Genomic DNA, 18943 nt, shown 5'->3' on the forward strand with positions numbered 1-18943 from the left:
CATTCAATGCTGTCATTTTACTATTTTGACGTCACCGCAGCAAGGCTTGGGCAACGTCACACCACGACCGCCCGGCCTCACCCCCCGCCCGACGACCCCCGCACCACCAGCTCCCCCGGCAGCAGCAGCTGCCGCGCCGGCCCCTCCAGCCCTTGCAGCCGCTCCAGCAGGCAGATCGCCGCCGTCCGGCCGATTTCCTCGGTCGGCTGCGCGATGGCACTCAGGCCGGGCCCGATCAGCGGCGCCCATTCGGGATCGTCGAAGCCCACGAAGCCGATGTCCTCGCCGAAGCGCAAGCCCAGCCGCGCCATCGCGGCGGCCACGCGCAGGGTCACGACTGCATTGCCCGCCAGCACCGCCGCGCGCTTGCCGCGCTTCGCCCGCTTGTGCAGGGCGCGCAGCGCCGCATCGAGGCCATCGCCGTCGTCGCCCGTGGATTCGTACACCTCGCCGGCCACGCGCGGCTCGTGCGCCGTCACGCAGTCGCCGAAAGCCGCGGTCCGCTCGCGCCGCGAGCTCACGCCCTTCAGCGGCTCGGTGATGTAGAGCAGCTCGCGATAGCCGCCGTCGACCAGATGGCTGCAGGCCGACTTCATGGCGGCGGCGTTGTCCAGCGAGACGAAATCGGTGTGCATGCCCGCATGGCGGCGGTCGACCAGCACCGCCGGCTTGCCGTGCAGCGCGTCGGCGTCGATCAGGCCGGCGCCGCGCCCGAGCGTGTTGAGGATGAAGCCGTCGACCTGGTAGCCGGCCAGCGCATTGATCGCCTCGCGCTCGCGGTCGATGTCGTTGCCGAGGTTGAACAGCATCACCAGGTAGCCCGCATCCTGGCAGGCCTTCTCGGCGCCGCGCAGCACGGCCACCGAATAGGGATTGGTGATGTCGGCCACGATCAGGCCGATCAGGCGCGAACGGCCATGGCTCAGGGCCTGCGCCATCGGGCTCGGCGTGTAGGCCAGCTTCGCCACCGCGGCCTCGACCCGGGCCGCGATGTCGGGGCTCAGCAGCCGCTCGCGGTGGTTCAGGAAACGCGACACCGTGGCCTTCGAGACGCCGGCCGCCTTGGCCACGTCGGCGATGGTGGCGCGCGCCGGCCGCGGCGCTGGGGCGGCGGCGCTCACGCGGAAGCGGTGTCGAAGACCGCCGCGGGGCGTTCGCCGGCGAGCGCCTGCAGCAGGTTGGTGGTCGCCAGCTCGGCCATGGCGTGCCGGGTCTCGTGCGTGGCCGAGCCGATGTGCGGCAGCGGCGTCACGCGCGGATGGGTGCGCAGCGGCGATGCCGCCGGCAGCGGCTCGGTCGCGAAGACATCGAGGCCGGCGGCCCGAAGCGTGCCGTGATCGAGCGCCGCCAGCAGCGCGTCTTCCTGCACGGTGGCACCCCGCCCGCCGTTGATGAAGACCGCGCCCGGTTTCATCGCAGCGAAGAAGCTTGCATCGATCATCCCGCGCGTGCTGTCGGACAACGGCAGCATCGCGACCACGAAATCGGCGCCCGCCAGCAGTTCGGCGAGCGGCGTATGGACGGCCCGGCCATGCAGCTCGGGCGCCTGCGAGGCAAGGTCGACCGGCCGGCGTGCGTGGTACAGCACGGGCATGCCGAAGCCCAGCGCAGCGCGGCGGGCGATGGCCTGCCCGATGCGGCCGAAGCCCAGCAGGCCCAGCGTCTTGCCGTGGACATCGAAGCCGAACAGGTCCTCGCCGATGTTCTTGGTCCAGGCGCCGTCGCGCACCAGATTGGAGAGTTCGACGACCCGGCGGCTGGTGGCCATCAGGAGCGCGAACACGGTATCGGCCACGGTCTCGTCGAGCACGCCCGGCGTGTGGCACAGCAGGATCCCGCGCGCATGCAGCGCGGCCAGTGCGTAGTTGTCGACGCCGACCGAGACGCTGGACACGACCTCGAGCCGTGGCGCGCGCGCCAGCAGCGCTTCGTCGACCGGAAAGCTGGAACCGATCAGGCCATGGGCCAGCGGCAGCGCCGCGTCGAAGGCGGCGCGCTGCGAGCGCGGATCGGCGACCGTGACCTCGTGCGCGGCCTGCAGCCGCGCCAGTTGATCGTCGGGCAACTCCCGAAAAACAAGGATGTTCTTGCGTGTCACAGGCCGGTCTCCTCAAGTTGGGCGCGCGTCGGCAGGCCTTCGGTGTCGCCGAGCACCTGCACCGCGCGGGCGCCGATCCAGGCACCGCGGCGGACCGCCTCGGGCACCGTCCGGCCTTCGAGCAAGGCACTGACCACGCCGGCCGCAAAGCCGTCGCCGGCGCCCACGGTGTCGACGATCTCCTTGACCGGGAAACCGTCGACGCGTCCCGTGCCGGCCACGTCGCTGTCGTAGTAGGCGCCTTCGGCACCGAGCTTCACGACCACCAGCTTAGCGCCGCGTTGGCGATAGAAGCGCGCCACGCCCTCAGGCGTCGTCTCGCCGGTGAGGATCAGGCCCTCCTCCATGCCGGGCAGCACCCAGTCTGCGCGCGACGCCAGGTCGTTGATCCAGTGCCGCATGGTCTCGGGCGACGCCCACAGGGTCGGCCGCAGGTTGGGGTCGAAGGAGATCGTGCGGCCGGCCTGGCGCATCACGTCCATGCTCTTGATCGCGGCCTGCAGGCTGGTGTCGGAGATGGCCGCGAACACGCCGGTGGCGTGCAGGTGGCGCGCCGAGCGCAGCCAGGCTTCGTCGACGTCGGCCGGCCCCATGTGGCTGGCGGCCGAGCCCTTGCGGTGATATTCGACCGGCGGGTCGCTGCCGTCGGTCACGCGGCCCTTGAACTGGAAGCCGGTGCGCTGCGTCGCATCGCAGATCACGTGCGAGCAGTCGATGCCCTCGCCCTGCATGGTCGCCAGCAGCGCGCGGCCCATCGAGTCGGTGCCGAGCCGGCTGGCCCAGCCGACCTTCAGGCCGAGGCGCGACAGGCCGATCGCGACATTGGTCTCGGCACCGGCGGTGCGCTTGTGGAAGGCGGTGGCGTTTTCGATCGGGCCGGGCCGGTCGGCAACCAGCAGCAGCATGGCTTCGCCGAACAGCGCGACATCGAAGGCGGATGAGGTCATGGCAGTGGTCACAGGGAGCGGATGTGGGCGACCTGGTCGCGCGTGACGGCCAGCAGGTCGTCGCCGATCAGCGGATATTCGATGGCACGCGGCACGTCGGCCGGCAGCGCCCGCAGCACGGCGCGCCAGGGCGCCACCGAATCGGCCAGCGGCACGGCGACCCACTTGGCGGGCAGCCGCTGCGCGCCCTTGCAATGTACGTAGCGCACCCGCCGGCCCAGGGCCTGCGCCGCCTGCAACGGGCATTCGCCGACCCAGTGCCAGTTGCCCATGTCGAAGGTCATGCCGAGGTCGAGGCCGGCGCGGTCGGCGGCGTCGAAGAAGGCCTGCATCGCGGGCAGGGACCCGGCCGAGACGGTCTGGTCGTTCTCGATCACGAGCTCGATCCGGGTCTCGGCCAGCTGCACCTTGAGGCCCCACAGCGAGCCGTGCGAGCCCGGGCCGAAGTCGCCGATCGACATCTTGAGCCGGCGGGCGCCGAGCGTCGTGGCGGCGGCGATGCCGCGGCCGAGCGCCGCGCTGTCGAGCCATCCGCCCTCGGCCCAGAGGCCCTCGGGGCTGGAATAGACCGAGGCCAGACCCGCCATCGCAGGCAGTTCGGAGGCTGGGTCGCGCAGCAGCTCGCCGCGCACCTCGACGCTGTCGGCGCCGGCGGCACGCGCCAGCTGCGCGCACCAGAGCTGGCCATGGCGCCCGGTCTCTGCGGCGCCGAAGGAGGAAAGGGAAATCAGGACGGGCGGCGGCATGGCGATGAGGGCGGGCGCTTCAATGCGCCTGATGGGAGCTGAGGATCTGGCCCAGGAACTGGCGTGTCTTCTCGTTCTTCGGGTTGCCGAAGAACTCCTGCGGCGGCGCCTGCTCGACGATCTTGCCATCGGCCATGAAGATCACGCGGTCGGCCACGCTGCGCGCGAAGCCCATCTCGTGCGTCACGCACAGCATGGTCATGCCGTCTTCGGCCAGGCCGATCATGGTGTCGAGCACTTCCTTGACCATCTCGGGGTCGAGCGCCGAGGTGGGCTCGTCGAACAGCATGATCTTGGGCGCCATGCACAGCGCGCGCGCGATCGCCACCCGCTGCTGCTGGCCACCCGAGAGCTGGCTCGGGTACTTGTGGGCCTGCTCCGGGATGCGCACCCGCGTCAGGTACTTCATCGCCACCTCTTCGGCCTCGGTCTTGCTCATGCCGCGCGAGCGCATTGGCGCCAGCGTGCAGTTCTGCAGGATCGTGAGGTGCGGGAACAGGTTGAACTGCTGGAACACCATGCCGACCTCGGCGCGCACCGCGTCGACGTTCTTGCCGCCGGCCGTGAGGTCGATGCCATCGACCACGATCTTGCCCTGCTGGACCGTCTCGAGCCGGTTGATGCAGCGGATCAGCGTCGACTTGCCCGAGCCCGAGGGCCCGCAGATCACGATGCGCTCGCCGGTGCGCACCGACAGGTCGATGCCGGTCAGCACCTGGAAGCTGCCGTACCACTTGTTGACCGCCTCCATGCGGATGATGGGGTCGGCGGCGGTCGCGACTGCGTCAGTCATGGATGTTCCCTGGAGTTGTCCGGTTTACTGCAGCTTGGGCAGGTCGGTCTGCAGCCACTTCTGGTAGAGCTTGTTCAGCTCGCCGTTGGCCGAGTTCTTGGCCACGAAGTCGTTGACGTTCTTGAGCAGGTCGTCCTGGCCCGGGCGCATGGCGATGCCCATGTTCTGCTGCACCAGGTTGAACTTGTTCTCGAAGGTGTTCGGCGGCACGCGCTTGGCGATCTGCGCTGCGACCGTGGTCGAGGCGCCGATGGCGTCGACCTGGCCCGACATCAGGGCCTGCATGGCCGAGGCGTCGTCGTCGAAGCGGCGGATCTCGGTGCCTTCGGGCGCCGCCTTGGTCACGGCCACGTCCTGCGTGCTGGCACGCGCCACGCCCACGCGCAGGCCCTTCAGGTCGGCCGCGCTCTTGATCGGCGTGCCGGTCTTGCCGTAGAGCACGATGGTCGCGGCCGCGTAGGGCTGCGAGAACTGGACCTGCTTGGCGCGCTCGGGCGTGATCGCCAGCGAGGCGACCAGCAGGTCGACCTTGTTGGTCAGCAGGAAGGGGATGCGGTTCGGGCCGGTGACCGGCACGATGTTGGCCTTGACGCCCCACTCCTTGGCCAGCAGCTTGGCGACGTCGGCGTCGTAGCCGTCGGGCTGGTTCTTGGCGTCGGTGGTGCCGTAGGGCGGGAAGTCGACCAGCATGCCGATCGTGATCTCGCCCTTCTTCTTGATATCGGCCACGCTCTGGGCCGAGGCGAAAGGCGCGAAGGCGGTCAGTGCGGCGCCCAGGCCGAGGGCTGCGAGGGCAGCGCGGCGGGTGGTGGAACGGATCATGTCAGGTCTCCTAGGTTGAGGACTGGAATCGAAGAACGGAAAAACTCAGCGAGCCAGAGCGCGGGCGCGCTTGCGCTCCATGCGCGCGGCGAGCAGCGACAGCGGCCAGCAGATGACGAAGTAAAGCGCCGCCACGGTGGTGAACACATGCAGCGGCTGGAAGGTGGCGTTGTTGATGATCTGGCCGGCCCGCGTGATCTCGGTGAAGCCGATGATGGCGGCCAGCGAGGTGCCCTTGATGATCTGCACTACGTAGCCCACGGTCGGCGGCAGCGCGATCTTGAAGGCCTGCGGCAGCACCACGTCACGCATCCGCGCGCCGTAGTGGAGGTTCAGCGCCTCGGCCGCTTCCCACTGGCCGCGCGGGATCGCCTCGATGCAGCCGCGCCAGATCTCGCCCAGGAAGGCGGCGCTGTTGAGGATCAGCGCCACCCCGGCCGCGATCCACGGATTGATCTCCAGCCCCAGCACCGGCGCGCCGAAGAAGATCAGGAACAGCTGCAGCAGCAGCGGCGTGCCCTGGAAGATCTGGATGAAGCCGGTCGACAGTACGCGTGCCGCCTTGCTGTCGGAGGTGCGCGCCAGCGCGATCGCGAGGCCGAGGATCGCGCCGCCGACGAAGGCGATCGCCGACAGCGCCAGCGTCCACTGGGCCGCTTCGAGGATGAACAGGAATTCGGGGAAACCGAAGGTACGCATGGTGTTCAGCGCCGATCCGGATAGTTGAGGGTGCGCTTGTAGATCAGCTTGAACAGCGCCGAGAACGCCAGCGACAGCGCCAGGTAGATGCAGGCCACGACGATGTAGATCTCGAAGCTGCGGAAGGTCTGCGATTGCAGGTTGGCCGCCACCGAGGTCAGGTCGTCGGCCGAGATGACCGACACCACGGCCGAGCTCAGCATCAGCAGGATGAACTGGCTCGTGAGCGCCGGGTAGATCGCCTTCAGCGCCGGCTTGATGATCACGAAGCGGAAGATCTCCCAGGGCTTGAGGTTGAGCGCCCGGCCGGCCTCGATCTGGCCCTTGGGGATCGACTCGATGCCGGCCCGCACGATCTCGGCCGCATAGGCGCCGAGGTTCACCACCATCGCGGTCAGCGCCGCGGTGTAGGGCGACCAGCGCAGCCCGATGGCCGGCAGCGCGAAGAAAAAGAAGAACAGCTGCACCAGGAACGGCGTGTTGCGGATCACCTCGATGTAGGCATTGACGACGAAGCGCAGCCAGGCCGGCCCGGAGGTCTTGCCCCAGGCGCAGAAGACCGCCACCACCAGGCCCAGCAGCGTCGCCACCAGCGACAGCTGGATCGTGATCCAGGTGCCTTTCAGCAGCAGGGGCCAGGCGGCGAAGACGGCATCGAACTGGAATTGGTAGTTCACGGGGGGCGTCGATTCGAAGGCAGGTTCGGTGTTGGTGCATCCCCGCAGTCGAAAGACTTCATCGGGGGGCAGCGAAGTATATTTGAAACCGGTTTCAGCACCGTCCTAGGGATTCCCCTAGGTCGGAGCGATGCCTACACTGGGCGCCATGCCTATCACCGAACTGGCGGACGTCGAAGCAGAGCTTTCCGGCGCAGTTGCAGCACCCGCCGTGCAGCACCTGCGTCAAACCCTTCTCTGGCCGCTGCGACTGATGCCGACCCAGCAGCCGCGCCATGCGCAGCGCGGCCCGTGGCAGGTGCTGCGGGACCTGGGCGACGCCTCGCCCTGGCGCGAGGAGATCGACGAATACACCGGCGCCAGCGACCGTTTCCACGAGCGCCACTACAACGAGTTCGTGAGCTTCCTGCCCTACGTGCAGCGCTTCCTCTACGGCGATGGCCGCAAGGGCCGCGCCGCCGGCGGCGCCAACGGCGGCGATTCGCCGATGCGCGTGTTCCGCCGCAGCGACGTGGCGGCGGTGCGCGTGGTGGCGCGTCCCGGCACGCCGCCGATCACGCTCGAGGTGGTGCATGTCGACCTCTACTTCTTCTTCGATGTCGATGTCGTGATGCTCAACGTCGAAGTCGGCGCCGACCGGCTGAGCCTTGCGCAGGCGCACGAGGTGCTCTATCGCTTCGGCCGCGCCTACCCCGGCGGTTGGGACGCGCAGGGCCAGGCGCTGCACTGCATGAGCAGCGTCGAGTGGCTGGCGGCCGATGGCAGCGTGCTGGCGGCGTCTGACGCGCAGCAGCGCGAGGCCTTCCTGTCGCACGTGGCCGAGCACCGCGCGCCGCGCCTGGCCGCGCACTGGGCCTGGCTCATGCGGCCGCTGGTCAGCGACCATTCGGACGAAGCCGGCGCGCTGCGCTTTCGCCAGATCGAGTACTACCGCATGCCCGTGATGGCCTATCTGGCACTCGACGATCCGCGGCGGCTGTCGCGCAACGACTTCATCCGGCTGGCGCTGGTGACCGGCGCCGCCGAGCCGGCCACCACCGGCGGCGGACCGCTGCCCTATGCCGACGAGCTGATGCAGGACTTCGAGCAGCGCTATTGCTACGACCGCTTCTGGGTCGATGCCGGCGCCGCGCCGCGCACCCGCTACCTGTGCAACGGCCGCGCCCTGATCGTCGTCGGCGACGCCCACGCCGACTACTTCTGCTGCCGCGACCGCGGCGTGCTGGCGCAATTCCGGCACCAGCACTTCCTGCTGTTCGTGATCGCGCATTTCCAGAAGGCGGCGCTGCTGATGTATTCGGACCGCCTGGTCGAAGCCTTGCGCAATCTGGACGTCAACGACGTCGCCAGCGTCAAGCGATTCAAGCGCGCGATCCGCGCCAGCTTCGAGGGCTTCCTGCGCTTCACGCACCGCTACTGGTTCCACGAGATCTCGGAGCAGGCGCAGGTGCGCGCGCTGTCCCACCTGTGCACCACCCACCTCGGGCTCGATCCGCTCTACGACGAGGTCAAGGAGCGCATCGCCGACATGAACACCTACCTCGAGGCCGACAGCCTGCGCCGGCAGGCCAACACGGTGGTGCGGCTGACGGTGGTCACGCTGTTCGGCCTGATCGGCACCATCACGACCGGCTTCCTCGGCATGAACCTGCTGGCGGAAGCCGAGGCGCCGTTGTGGCGCAAGCTGCTGTGGTTCGGCATCGTCTTCGGCTTCACCACCTGGCTCACGGTCTACACCATGGTCAAGTCGAAGCGGCTGTCGGACTTCATCGATGCGCTGTCCGACGAGCGCAATACGCTGCGCGACAAGCTCGGCGTGCTGGCACGGGTCTGGCGCCCCGGCTCGGACTAGGGCGTGTTCACCACCCTCGGTAACCAGACTTCGATCGCCCCCGGGTCCGTCAGGCCGGGGCGCGGCAGCAGCCGGATCGCCCAGGGCTGGCCGGTCGGCGACTCGGCGGTCTCGGTCAGGGCCTCGGCGCAGGCACGCGCGGACTCGTCGCGGATGACGACGGTCGGCACCGGATGCCCCACCGGCGGTGCCCGGCCGGCGCGGCGCGAGGTGCTCAGCACGTCCTCGATCGGCGGCACCGAGGCGCCGAGTTCGCGCCACGGGCCGCGCCAGGCGCGCGCCTTGTCACGCAGGCCGGTGCCATAGGTCAGGATGTAGACCACCGTGCCTTCGCAGGCATCGGCCGCGATCGGCGTGGCCGGCCCGCGGGTGCCGTCGGGCGACGGCGCGGCGGTCGGCGGCGGCGCGCTCGCGACCCGGTCGCCCGCCCCGAATCCGGCAACGCGGTCGCGCAGCCAGACGGCGAGCTGGAAGGGCTGCGGCAGCGTGCCGCTGCAGTTCTGCTTGGAGCCGGTCTGGCCGCTGTAGTCGCGGGCCCAGTAGCGCGGCGCGCACGGCGGGGCCTGCGCCGGCTGCAGGCAGTCGATGCCGTTGCCGGGATCGAGCAGCCGCGCGCACGCCGGCGAGCGCTGGCCCGCGGCCTCGCCGGCGCAGGCCTGCTTGGCGTCGTCCACCATCCGCACCGAGAGCCGGAACTTGGCCATGAAGTTGTCGCTGCCCTCGCGGCACAGCAGATCCCCGGTGCGCAGCAGTTCGGCCGCCAGCAGGGCCGGCGCATCGCCGCCGCCGCCGCCGTGCAGTCGGGCCCAGCGCTCGGTGAGGTCCTTGAAGGCGCTGTTCTCCGACTTCTCCTGGTCGGCGCGCTGGGCGCGCCAGCTGTCGATGCCCTGCCAGGCGGCGACGCCGAAGGTGGCGGCGGTGCCGATGCCGATCGACGCCGTCACCGCCCCGGCCTTCAGCACCCGCGCCTGCAGCCGGCTCATCGAGCCCACGGCGGCCGCCGCGGCGCTGTCCTTGTCGCCCGGCTTGGCGCCGCGGGCGCTCGAATCCGGCTGGCCGTCGTCAAGCATGAACAGGCCCGGCGCCCCCTGCGCCACGTGCTCGAGCATCTCCTCGTCGAGCCGGAAGCCGATCTCCGAGCCGAGCCGGAAGTAGCTTTCCCACTGCGCCTCGTCGAAGAACTGGTCGGTGGTCGGCTGCTGCGGGAACAAGGGGTTCGCAGCCTTGAAGTTGACCAGGTCGACCGGCAGCGAGGCCGACACATTGGGCTTGACCAGCACGATCTGCCCGGTCTGGCCGCTTGCGTAGCGCACCTGCGCCAGCGCCAGGCAGGCCTGGCTGCTCGGCGAGGCCAGGTCGTTGAGCGAGCCGAAGGCGCCCAGGTGCGTCCATTCGGCATCCGGGCGCGGCTTCATGAAAGTGATCTCGGCGTTGAGGTCGATGCGGGCCCGCCGGATCAGGACCTCGAGATCGCAGAAGCGGTAGTCCGGATCGGCGCCGCAGTCGGCGATCACGATCAAGGCCGCCTCCTGCCGCAGCAGCGCGTAGGCGCCGGTGTTCTCGAAATGGCCGCCGTCGCTCAAGTACCAGTTGGCCGAACTGCTGCCCGGAAAGGCGCCGAAGCATTCGAGCAGCAGGAAGCGGGTCTTCATGAGGAGCGGGCTCGCATGCACCACCGCGCCGTGCTGAACGATCCCGGCCCCGGCGCTGTTCCACCAGTAGCCCAGTCGCAGGCCCGCGAACACCGACAGCGCCGAGATACCGCGCTTGGTGAGGCGGCCCAGCCCCGGGGCGAAGGCCGCGCCCGAGATCGCCATCCAGCCGCCGAGCGTCAGCGCACCGTCGCCATGCGCCTGCGCCCAGGGCGCGCCGCCGGCCTGCATCCAGCCCAGCGGGCCGATGGTCAGCGGCTGGCTCTTGCGGTCGCGGTTGAAGAGCCTTTCCTTGGTGTCGTGCGTCTGGTTGATGCAGACGTTCGCCAGGTGCACCGGACCGCCCTGGGCGTGCGGCGCGTAGCGCAATTGCGAGATGTCGTCGTGCGGGTCGACCTCGCCCACCGGCACCTGCGGCGGCTCCAGGCCCGACACCTTGTCGGTCGGCTGCGCGCCGAGCCGCCGCGCATTGGCGGCTCCGAGGTAGCCGCGCACGATCCGCGCCTTGTAGAACATGTGCAGCGACGACGCATTGAGAAAGGCGAAGTTGCGCCCGGTCGCCAGTGCGTAGACGCCGATGATCACGGCGATGGTGCCGAGCCAGGCCCAGCCGCGCATGAAGTCCAGCCCGGCCGGCGTGAAGACCGGCAGCAGCACCGCCGCATAGACCACGCCGATCCACCAGGCCGCCAGGCAGAAGGCCAGCACCAGCCCGAGCAGGCTGGCCAGGGTGAGCATCACGGTCTTGCCGACGCCGGGCAGTTCCTGCCGGTGCGACAGCAGCATCGGCAGCACGCCGCGCAGCACCGCGGCCGCCACCAGCAGCACCGCGCCATAGGAGACCCGCTGCTGCTGGCCCTCGGCGGCCAGCCACCAGGCGCTGCGGTCGAGCAGGCCCAGCATGACGATCAGCAGCGCGGTGTTGAGCACCGAGGCCAGCCGGTCGGTCAGATCGTTGCGCAATTCGGCCGGCGACCGCCGCCGGCTTCGGTGCAGCACCCACAGCAGCGCGATCACCCAGCAGGCCGCGAAGGCCTCGAAGCTGGGCGCCAGCCACGGCGGCCCGCTGAAGCGCAGCATCAGTTCGGGCGCGACGAAGGCGGCCCCGATGCCGAGCGCCAGCCACATCGCGACCTGCAGCAGCATCGACGAGGTCGATGGCTTGTCGTGCACCGACCAGTAGGCGCAGGCCAGCACCACCGAGGCGAGGAAGGGCCCGACCAGCGTGAACCACAGCGTCGGCCACAGCGTGGCCCACTCGACGGCAAGCCGCATGAACTGCGCGGCATTGACCTGGGTGCTTCGCACCACCGCGTCGGGCGGCACGCTGTTGAGGTCGACCGCGCGGAACACCGCATCCCAGAGCAGGAGGTTGGTGGCCGCCAGCACCATGCCGATCAGGCTGGCGGCGATCGCCAGCTCGATGTGGGTGGCCAGGAGATTGCGCAGGTAGAGCGCGGTGGCGAACAGGGTGTCGCGCATGCCCCCCGGGATCAGGTAGCGGCCGTTGGCGCGCAGCCACCAGCCGAAGCGGGCGCGGTCGACGTCGCCGAGCGCGCTCTCGATCGCGCGCACCTCGCCCGCCGACTTCGCGTTGGTGCACAGCCGCCCGAGTGCCGCGCCGATGTAGCCGCCACCCGAGACGGTCGACATCAGGTCGAACTTGAGCAGTTGCCGCCGCACCGCGAGCGCCTTCAGCAGGCCCAGGCAGAAGGTGGCGCTGCGGATGCCGCCACCCGACAGTGCCAGGCCCCAGGGCCGTCGGCCATCGTCGGCGCCATGCAGGGCGCGTCGACGCTCGGCGACCAGCTTCTGGATGGTCTCGTCCATTCGACTCCTCGTCGTTCGATGCAATATTTCATGCCTGCGGCGGGGTATCAATGGCTCGAACGGCCTATGCCGGCGCCCTGGAAACAGCACGAAGGCGCCGCATTGGTTAAGCTCGCGGCGCCCCGGCCTGCCCCTTTTTCCGGAAATCCCGCCCATGACCACTGCGCTCTCCCGTGCCGCGACTGCCGCCCTGGCACTGGCGGCTGGGGCGCTGCTCGCCGGCTGCGCGAGCAGCGCCCAAGCCTGCGAGAGCCCCTACGCCGCTTCGCCCCAGTTCAAGGACTGCGGTTTCAGCAATCCGCCGAACCCGGACGCCCTGCCCTCCGCCGGCACCTGGAAGATCTGGTCGCGCTTCCTCCTCGAAACCAAGACCGACACCGTGCCGACCGACCCGATCCCGGTGCAGGCACTCGACGGCGCGCAGCTCTCGGCGCTCGACCCGCAGGCCAACCACCTGGTGCGCCTGGGCCACTCGTCGCACCTGCTCAAGCTGCAGGGCCGCTACTGGCTGATCGATCCGGTGTTCAGCGAACGGGCCTCGCCCTTCCAGTGGCTAGGCCCGCGACGCTTCCACCCGCCGCCGATCGCGCTTGAACAATTGCCGCCGATCGCCGGGCTGATCCTGTCGCACGACCACTACGACCATCTCGACGTCGCCACCATCGGCTACCTGGCGCAGCGGGTGCAGCGCTACTTCGTGCCGCTGGGCGTCAAGGCGCGGCTGGTCGAGCTCGGCGTGCCCGCCGACCGGGTCACCGAGCTCGACTGGTGGCAGCAGGCGCAGTTCGACGGCGTCGAGCTCACCGCGACCCCGGCGCAGCATTTCTCCGGCCGCACGCTCAACGACCGCGACCGGACGCTGTGGGCATCGTGGGTGATCCAGAGCGGCGGCCAGCGCATCTTCTACAGCGGCGACTCGGGCTATTTCAAGGGCTTTCGCGAGATCGGCGAGCGCTTCGGCGGCTTCGATCTGGCCATGATGGAGAACGGCGCCTACGACGCCTACTGGCCGGCGGTCCACATGACGCCCGAACAGAGCGTGCAGGCCTTCGAGGACCTGCGCGGCAAGGTCCTGTTCTCGGTCCACAACAGCACCTTCGACCTCGCCTTTCACACGTGGCACGATCCGCTGGACCGCATCGCCGACCTGTCGGAGGCCCGGAACATCACGCTCGCGACGCCGGTGATCGGCGAGGTGCTGACGGTCGGCCGGCCGCGCACCAACGTGCGCTGGTGGGCCGGGTTGAAGTAGCGTCCGACGAGGCTCAGCGCTTCTGCTGCCGCTCCCGCGCCCTTCGCACCTGCCGGCTCTGCCCGGCCTCGGCCGCCGCGCGCGCCTGGTCGGCCTTCTTCTGGCGCCGCCGCTTCGACAGCCAGCGCCCCAGGGCGAAGCTCGCCAGACCGCTGAGCAGCGCGATCACCAACCCGATGATTCCGATTTCCATGCGCGGCTCCGCTACAGCACGCGCACGACCGCCGAGGGCTTGAACCCGAGGTCGGCGGCCTTGCCCTTGCGCGCCCGGGCGCCGCGGGCGTTGTTGAGCGTGCGGATCTCCAGCGTCTCCTCGCGCTCCTTGCCGCCGCGGCCGATGCCCTCGATCTTCACGCTGCGCGTGTAGGCCGCGGCACCGGCGAGCGTGTCCTTGGCCTCGAGGTCGATCAGCGTCAGTCCGCGCCCGCCCTTCGGCAGCGCCTTGAGTTCGCCGATCTCGAAGGTCAGGATGCGGCCGCCGGTCGAGGCGCAGGCCACGTGGGTCGCCGCCGGCATCGGCTCGGCGCCGCCGGCCCCGCCGACCAGCGAGGGCCGGCACAGCTGCTCGCCCTCGCCGACGTCGATGAAGGCCTTGCCGCCGCGCTGGCGCGAGACCATGTTCTCGACCGCCGCGATGAAGCCATAGCCGCCGGTGTTCGCCAGCAGCAGGCTCGCACCGAGCGGGCCCGCGAAGTAATGCGCCACGTGCGTGCCGCTGTCGAGGTCGATCAGGGTCGTCACCGGCTGGCCGTCGCCGCGGCCGCCCGGCAGCGACGCCACCGGCACGCTGTAAACCCGCACGCCCTTGTCCTTGGCGGTACCGAAGACCAGCAGCGTGTCGACCGAGCGGCATTCGAAGGCACCGTAGAGCGCATCGCCCGACTTGAAGGTGTACTCCGGCGCCGCGGCGCCGGCGGCGCGCTCGCTGGCCCAGCCCTTCTGCGTGCGCACCCAGCCCTTCTGCGACACGATCACGGTCACCGGCTCGTCGACCACGCGCACTTCGGCCACGGCGCGCTTCTCGGCCTGGATCAACGTGCGGCGCGCATCCTCGAAGCTCTTGGCGTCGGCCTCGATCTCCTTCACCAGCAGGCGGCGCAGCGCCGCCGGGCTGGCGAGGATGTCTTCGAGCTTCTTCTGTTCTTCGCGCAGGCCCTTGAGCTCCTGCTCGATCTTGATCGCCTCCAGCCGCGCCAATTGGCGCAGCCGGATCTCGAGGATGTCCTCGGCCTGCCGGTCGCTCAGATTGAAGCGCGCGATCAGCGCCGCCTTCGGGTCCTCCGCCGCGCGGATGATCGCGATCACCTCGTCGATGTTGAGCAGCACCAGCTGCCGCCCCTCGAGGATGTGGATGCGGTCCTGCACCTTGCCCAGCCGATGCCGCGAACGCTTCTCGACCGTGATCTCGCGGAAGGCGATCCACTCGTTGAGCATCTGCCGCAGCGACTTCTGGGTCGGCTTGCCATCGATGCCGACCATCGTCAGGTTGATCGACGACGAGCTCTCCAGCGAGGTCTGCGACAGCAGCATCGTGGTGAACTCGTCCTGGCTGATGCGCGAGGTCTTGGGCTCGAACACCAGCCGCACCGGCGCGTCCTTGCTCGACTCGTCGCGCACCACGTCGAGCAGCGACAGCACCGCGGCCTTCAATTGCGTCTGTTCGGCCGACAGCGCCTTCTTGCCGGCGCGGATCTTCGGGTTGGTGAGTTCCTCGATCTCTTCGAGCACCTTCTGCGAGCTGACGCCCGGCGGCAGCTCGTTGACCACCAGCTGCCATTGCCCGCGCGCCAGTTCCTCGATCTTCCAGCGGGCCCGCACCTTGAGCGAGCCCCGCCCCGTGCGGTAGGCGTCGGCGATGTCGGCCGCGCTGCTGATGATCTGCGCGCCGCCCGGATAGTCCGGCCCCGGCACCAGGGCGAACAGCTCGTCGTCGGTCAGCTTGCCGTTGGCCTTGATCAGCGCCACGCAGGCGTCGGCGACCTCGCGCAGGTTGTGGCTCGGGATCTCGGTCGCCAGGCCGACCGCGATGCCGCTGGCGCCGTTCAGCAAGGTGAACGGCAGCCTGGCCGGCAACAGCCGCGGCTCCTCGGTCGAGCCGTCGTAGTTCGGGATGAAGTCGACCGTGCCTTCGTCGATCTCGTCGAGCAGCAGGCTGGTGATGCGGGCCAGCCGCGCCTCGGTGTAGCGCATCGCCGCGGCGCCGTCGCCGTCGCGGCTGCCGAAATTGCCCTGGCCGTCGACCAGCGGGTAGCGCTGCGAGAAATCCTGCGCCATCCGCACCAGCGCGTCGTAGGCGGCCTGGTCGCTGTGCGGATGGAAGCGGCCGAGCACGTCGCCGACCACGCGCGCACTCTTCACCGGCTTGGCGCCGACGGTGCCGTTGGCGCCGCCGAAGCCGAGCCCCATGCGCGACATCGAATAAAGGATGCGCCGCTGCACCGGCTTCTGGCCGTCGCTGACATCCGGCAAGGCGCGGCCCTTGACCACGCTCAGCGCGTATTCGAGGTAGGCGGTCTGGGCATAGTCGGCCAGCGTCAGCGCGCCATCGTCTTCGGGGCTCTGCAGATCGAGCGAAGGTTGGGAATCCATGGGAGAGAAAGAAGCGAAGAGAAGAGGTTTCGGGGTTCAGGGCGCCACCGGGGCGCCGGGTTCAACGTCCGCCGGGGGCGGCAGGTCGGGCAATTCCGGGATCTGGGGCATGCGCGACCGGTCGGACGGCATGTTGCCACGTCCGAGGGCGCCGCCCTTGGGCACCGCCAGTTCCATGTGGATGCGGCCGGCCGACCGGCCGCCGCGCCCCAAGGCCGCCGAGGGCTTCAGATACGCGTAGAGCTGCAGCACGGTCGTCACGTAGTTCTGGGTTTCGCGGTAGTTGGGAATCTTGTTGCCGGCACGCTGCACGGCGCCCTCGCCGGCGTTGTAGGCCGCCAGCGCGAGTTCGATCCGGCCCGGGAACATCGCGATCAGGTCGCGCAGGTAGCGCGATCCGGTGGCGATATTGACGCGCGGATCGAAGAGCTTGGTTTCGATCGACGCCCGCTTGTCCGCCGCCACGCCGTAGCGCTGGGCGGTCGCCGGCATCACCTGCATCAGGCCGAGCGCGCCCTTGGGCGACACCGCCTGCGCATCGAAGCCGGATTCGGTCGCGATCAGGGCCTGCAGCAGCTCGTAGTCGATGTCGTGCTTGCGCGAGGCATCGCGCAGCGCCGACTTCGCGACCTTGTAGCCCGGCGAAGCCTCGACCAGCGCCACCAGGGCCTGCGAGGCGCGCGGCGCCTTGCCGTCGGCCGCGCCCCCACGGCGCAGCGGCGCCAGGCCATCCGCCGTGTCGAAGCTCTGGCCGCCGCGAAAGAACAGCTGGTAGCGCTCGTCGAGCTTCTCGGCCGCGAAGTGGGCGCCGCCCTTCTCGTCGACGTAGCCGTAGATGTCGGCGGCCCGCGCCGACGGCGCCAGGACCGCCAGCGAACCGGCCAGCAGCATCGACAGCAAGGGAGCCCGCATCGGAATCGCCATCCGGCACTATGCCGTCGCGCCGCCCGGCCCGGTGATTCGCGGTGTCACGATTTGTTCGCCGCCGTCACACGTCGATGTCGACGTCGTCGGCGCGCAGCTCCATCAGTTCACGCCGCGCCGCCGCCTCGCCCTTGCCCATGAGCTTGGTGATCTCGCCTTCGGTGCCCTGGGTGTCGAAGCGCCCGAGCCGCACCTGCAGCAGCCGCCGCGTGTCGGGGTTGAGCGTGGTTTCCCACAACTGCTCGGCGTTCATCTCGCCCAGGCCCTTGAAGCGGCTGATGCTCCAGGCGCCTTCGCGCACGCCGTCCTTGCGCAGCTTGTCGAGGATCGCCGTGAGCTCGCCCTCGTCGAGCGCATAGAACTTGGAGGCCGGCTTCTTGCCGCGCGCCGGCGCATCGACGCGGAACAGCGGCGGCTTCGCCACATACACGTGGCCGGCCTCGATCAGCTTGGGGAAATGGCGGAAGAACAAGGTCAGCAGCAGCACCTGGATGTGCGAGCCGTCGACGTCCGCATCGCTCAGGATGCAGACCTTGCCGTAGCGCAGGCCCGACATGTCGGGCGTGTCGTTGGGTCCGTGCGGATCGACGCCGACCGCCACCGAGATGTCGTGGATCTCGGTGTTGGCGAAGAGCCGGTCGCGCTCGACCTCCCAGGTGTTCAGCACCTTGCCGCGCAGCGGCAGGATGGCCTGGCTCTCCTTGTCGCGGCCCATCTTGGCGCTGCCGCCGGCCGAGTCGCCCTCGACCAGGAAGACTTCGTTGTGCGCCGTGTCCTTGCTTTCGCAGTCGGTCAGCTTGCCGGGCAGCACGGCGACGCCGGAGCCCTTGCGCTTCTCGACCTTCTGGCCGGCCTTCTGCCGCGTCTGCGCGGCCTTGATGGCCAGTTCGGCCAGCTTGCGCCCGTAGTCGACATGCTGGTTCAGCCACAGCTCGAGCGCCGGGCGCACGAAGCTCGACACCAGCCGCACCGCATCGCGCGAGTTGAGGCGCTCCTTGATCTGGCCCTGGAACTGCGGGTCCAGCACCTTGGCCGACAGCACGTACGAGGCCCGCGCGAACACGTCCTCGGGCAGCAGCTTGACGCCCTTGGGCAGCAGCGAATGCAGCTCGATGAAACTCTTGACCGCGTTGAACAGGCCGTCGCGCAATCCGCTTTCGTGGGTGCCGCCGGCACTGGTCGGGATCAGGTTGACATAGCTCTCGCGCACCGGCTGGCCGTCCTCCGTGAAGGCCACGCACCACTCGGCGCCCTCGCCTTCGGCGAAGTTGTCGGCGTTCTTGTCGGCATGGCCAGCGCCTTCGAACAGCGGGATCACCGGATCGCCGTTGAGCGTCTGCATCAGGTAGTCGCGCAGGCCGCCCTTGTAGAGCCAGGTCTGGGTTTCCTTGGTCTTCTCGACCACCAGCGTGACCGTGACGCCCGGCATCAGCACCGCCTTGCTGCGCAGCAGGTGGGTGAGTTCGTTGATCGGCAGCGCGGCGGATTCGAAATACTTCGGATCGGGCCAGGCGCGCACCGTGGTGCCCTGCCGGCGGTCGCGCGCGCCCTCGCCGTTCGAGGCCGAAGCGCTCTCCTGGGGCCGGACCTTGAGCTGCTCGACGACGTCGCCGGCCGAGAACGCGAGCTGCGCCACCGAGCCTTCGCGGTACGAGGTCACTTCGAGCCGGGTCGACAGCGCGTTGGTCACCGACACGCCGACGCCATGCAGGCCGCCCGAGAAGCTGTAGGCGCCGCCCGATCCCTTGTCGAACTTGCCGCCCGCGTGCAGCCGGGTGAACACCAGCTCGACCACCGGCGCCTTTTCTTCCGGATGCAGGCCGAACGGAATGCCGCGGCCGTCGTCCTCGACGCTGACCGACCCGTCGGCGTGGAGAACGACCTTGATTTTCTTGCCATAGCCCGCGAGCGCCTCGTCGGCCGCGTTGTCGAGCACTTCCTGAATGATGTGCAGCGGGTTGTCGGTGCGGGTGTACATCCCCGGCCGCTGCTTGACGGGCTCGAGGCCCTTGAGGACGCGAATCGAGGATTCGCCGTAACTGCCTGGTTCCTTGCTTGCCAT

The 18943-nt window shown here is 69.5% G+C and carries 15 protein-coding genes; 2 read left to right on the forward strand and 13 right to left on the reverse strand.

Annotated features, from left to right (window positions below):
* Positions 1–77: 77 nt before the first annotated feature.
* From QTI68_RS22835 to QTI68_RS22870, 8 genes are read right to left on the reverse strand one after another with little or no spacing between them, the layout of a single operon-like run.
* Positions 78–1121 (reverse strand): LacI family DNA-binding transcriptional regulator, encoded by a 1044-nt coding sequence (locus QTI68_RS22835; protein WP_286524758.1) that lies wholly within the window; start codon positions 1119–1121, stop codon positions 78–80.
* Complete coding sequence (locus QTI68_RS22840; RefSeq protein ID WP_286524760.1) at positions 1118–2098, reverse strand: 2-hydroxyacid dehydrogenase; 981 nt, start codon at positions 2096–2098, stop codon at positions 1118–1120. Before QTI68_RS22840 ends, QTI68_RS22835 begins: the two co-directional genes overlap by 4 nt.
* Positions 2095–3045 (reverse strand): sugar kinase, encoded by a 951-nt coding sequence (locus QTI68_RS22845; RefSeq protein ID WP_286524761.1) that lies wholly within the window; start codon positions 3043–3045, stop codon positions 2095–2097. The genes QTI68_RS22840 and QTI68_RS22845 overlap by 4 nt, the downstream gene beginning before the upstream one ends.
* 8 nt (positions 3046–3053) lie before the next feature.
* Positions 3054–3791: a sugar phosphate isomerase/epimerase family protein gene (locus QTI68_RS22850; protein ID WP_286524762.1), complete on the reverse strand. Its 738-nt coding sequence runs from the start codon at positions 3789–3791 to the stop codon at positions 3054–3056.
* A gap of 19 nt (positions 3792–3810) precedes the next feature.
* The gene (locus tag QTI68_RS22855) at positions 3811–4584 is read right to left on the reverse strand and encodes an amino acid ABC transporter ATP-binding protein (RefSeq protein ID WP_286524764.1); all 774 of its coding nucleotides are present in this window, start codon (positions 4582–4584) and stop codon (positions 3811–3813) included.
* A 24-nt stretch (positions 4585–4608) separates the two neighbouring features.
* The gene (locus QTI68_RS22860) at positions 4609–5406 is read right to left on the reverse strand and encodes a transporter substrate-binding domain-containing protein (RefSeq protein ID WP_286524766.1); all 798 of its coding nucleotides are present in this window, start codon (positions 5404–5406) and stop codon (positions 4609–4611) included.
* 45 nt (positions 5407–5451) lie between these two features.
* A complete protein-coding gene (locus tag QTI68_RS22865) occupies positions 5452–6105 on the reverse strand; it encodes an amino acid ABC transporter permease (RefSeq protein ID WP_286524768.1) in 654 nt (217 codons plus the stop codon).
* 5 nt (positions 6106–6110) lie between these two features.
* Complete coding sequence (locus QTI68_RS22870) at positions 6111–6782, reverse strand: amino acid ABC transporter permease (protein ID WP_286509859.1); 672 nt, start codon at positions 6780–6782, stop codon at positions 6111–6113.
* 148 nt (positions 6783–6930) lie between these two features.
* Here QTI68_RS22870 and QTI68_RS22875 point away from each other — a divergent pair, with 148 nt between their 5' ends.
* Entirely contained in the window at positions 6931–8634 is a 1704-nt protein-coding gene (locus QTI68_RS22875; protein ID WP_286524769.1) for a magnesium transporter CorA family protein, read from the forward strand.
* Here QTI68_RS22875 and QTI68_RS22880 read toward each other — a convergent pair.
* On the reverse strand, positions 8631–12116 hold the full coding sequence (locus tag QTI68_RS22880; protein ID WP_286524770.1) for a patatin-like phospholipase family protein: 3486 nt from the start codon (positions 12114–12116) through the stop codon (positions 8631–8633). The genes QTI68_RS22875 and QTI68_RS22880 overlap by 4 nt on opposite strands.
* A gap of 154 nt (positions 12117–12270) precedes the next feature.
* On the opposite strand from QTI68_RS22880, the gene QTI68_RS22885 reads away from it, so the two are divergent.
* Positions 12271–13368: an MBL fold metallo-hydrolase gene (locus QTI68_RS22885; RefSeq protein ID WP_286524771.1), complete on the forward strand. Its 1098-nt coding sequence runs from the start codon at positions 12271–12273 to the stop codon at positions 13366–13368.
* 13 nt (positions 13369–13381) lie between these two features.
* On the opposite strand, the gene QTI68_RS22890 is transcribed toward QTI68_RS22885, so the two are convergent.
* From QTI68_RS22890 to QTI68_RS22905, 4 genes are all read right to left on the reverse strand, one after another.
* A complete protein-coding gene (locus QTI68_RS22890) occupies positions 13382–13561 on the reverse strand; it encodes a hypothetical protein (RefSeq protein WP_286524772.1) in 180 nt (59 codons plus the stop codon).
* Positions 13562–13572: 11 nt separating this feature from the next.
* A complete protein-coding gene (gene parC, locus QTI68_RS22895) occupies positions 13573–15957 on the reverse strand; it encodes a DNA topoisomerase IV subunit A (RefSeq protein WP_286524774.1) in 2385 nt (794 codons plus the stop codon).
* 36 nt (positions 15958–15993) lie between these two features.
* Entirely contained in the window at positions 15994–16869 is an 876-nt protein-coding gene (locus QTI68_RS22900) for a lytic transglycosylase domain-containing protein (protein ID WP_286524776.1), read from the reverse strand.
* A gap of 76 nt (positions 16870–16945) precedes the next feature.
* The gene (locus tag QTI68_RS22905; protein WP_286524777.1) at positions 16946–18943 is read right to left on the reverse strand and encodes a DNA topoisomerase IV subunit B; all 1998 of its coding nucleotides are present in this window, start codon (positions 18941–18943) and stop codon (positions 16946–16948) included.

This window comes from Variovorax sp. J31P207, from assembly GCF_030316965.1.
Taxonomy (GTDB): Bacteria; Pseudomonadota; Gammaproteobacteria; order Burkholderiales; family Burkholderiaceae_C; genus Variovorax; species Variovorax ginsengisoli_B.

Bases quoted from the DNA above. Each gene is read 5' to 3' on its own strand.
- parC (WP_286524774.1), bottom strand. From the start codon at position 15,957: ATGGATTCCCAACCTTCGCTCGATCTGCAGAGCCCCGAAGACGATGGC.
- QTI68_RS22860 (WP_286524766.1), bottom strand. From the start codon at position 5,406: ATGATCCGTTCCACCACCCGCCGCGCTGCCCTCGCAGCCCTCGGCCTG.
- QTI68_RS22880 (WP_286524770.1), bottom strand. From the start codon at position 12,116: ATGGACGAGACCATCCAGAAGCTGGTCGCCGAGCGTCGACGCGCCCTG.
- QTI68_RS22885 (WP_286524771.1), top strand. From the start codon at position 12,271: ATGACCACTGCGCTCTCCCGTGCCGCGACTGCCGCCCTGGCACTGGCG.
- QTI68_RS22890 (WP_286524772.1), bottom strand. From the start codon at position 13,561: ATGGAAATCGGAATCATCGGGTTGGTGATCGCGCTGCTCAGCGGTCTG.
- QTI68_RS22850 (WP_286524762.1), bottom strand. From the start codon at position 3,791: ATGCCGCCGCCCGTCCTGATTTCCCTTTCCTCCTTCGGCGCCGCAGAG.
- QTI68_RS22855 (WP_286524764.1), bottom strand. From the start codon at position 4,584: ATGACTGACGCAGTCGCGACCGCCGCCGACCCCATCATCCGCATGGAG.
- QTI68_RS22845 (WP_286524761.1), bottom strand. From the start codon at position 3,045: ATGACCTCATCCGCCTTCGATGTCGCGCTGTTCGGCGAAGCCATGCTG.
- QTI68_RS22875 (WP_286524769.1), top strand. From the start codon at position 6,931: ATGCCTATCACCGAACTGGCGGACGTCGAAGCAGAGCTTTCCGGCGCA.
- QTI68_RS22900 (WP_286524776.1), bottom strand. From the start codon at position 16,869: ATGCGGGCTCCCTTGCTGTCGATGCTGCTGGCCGGTTCGCTGGCGGTC.
- QTI68_RS22905 (WP_286524777.1), bottom strand. From the start codon at position 18,943: ATGGCAAGCAAGGAACCAGGCAGTTACGGCGAATCCTCGATTCGCGTC.
- QTI68_RS22865 (WP_286524768.1), bottom strand. From the start codon at position 6,105: ATGCGTACCTTCGGTTTCCCCGAATTCCTGTTCATCCTCGAAGCGGCC.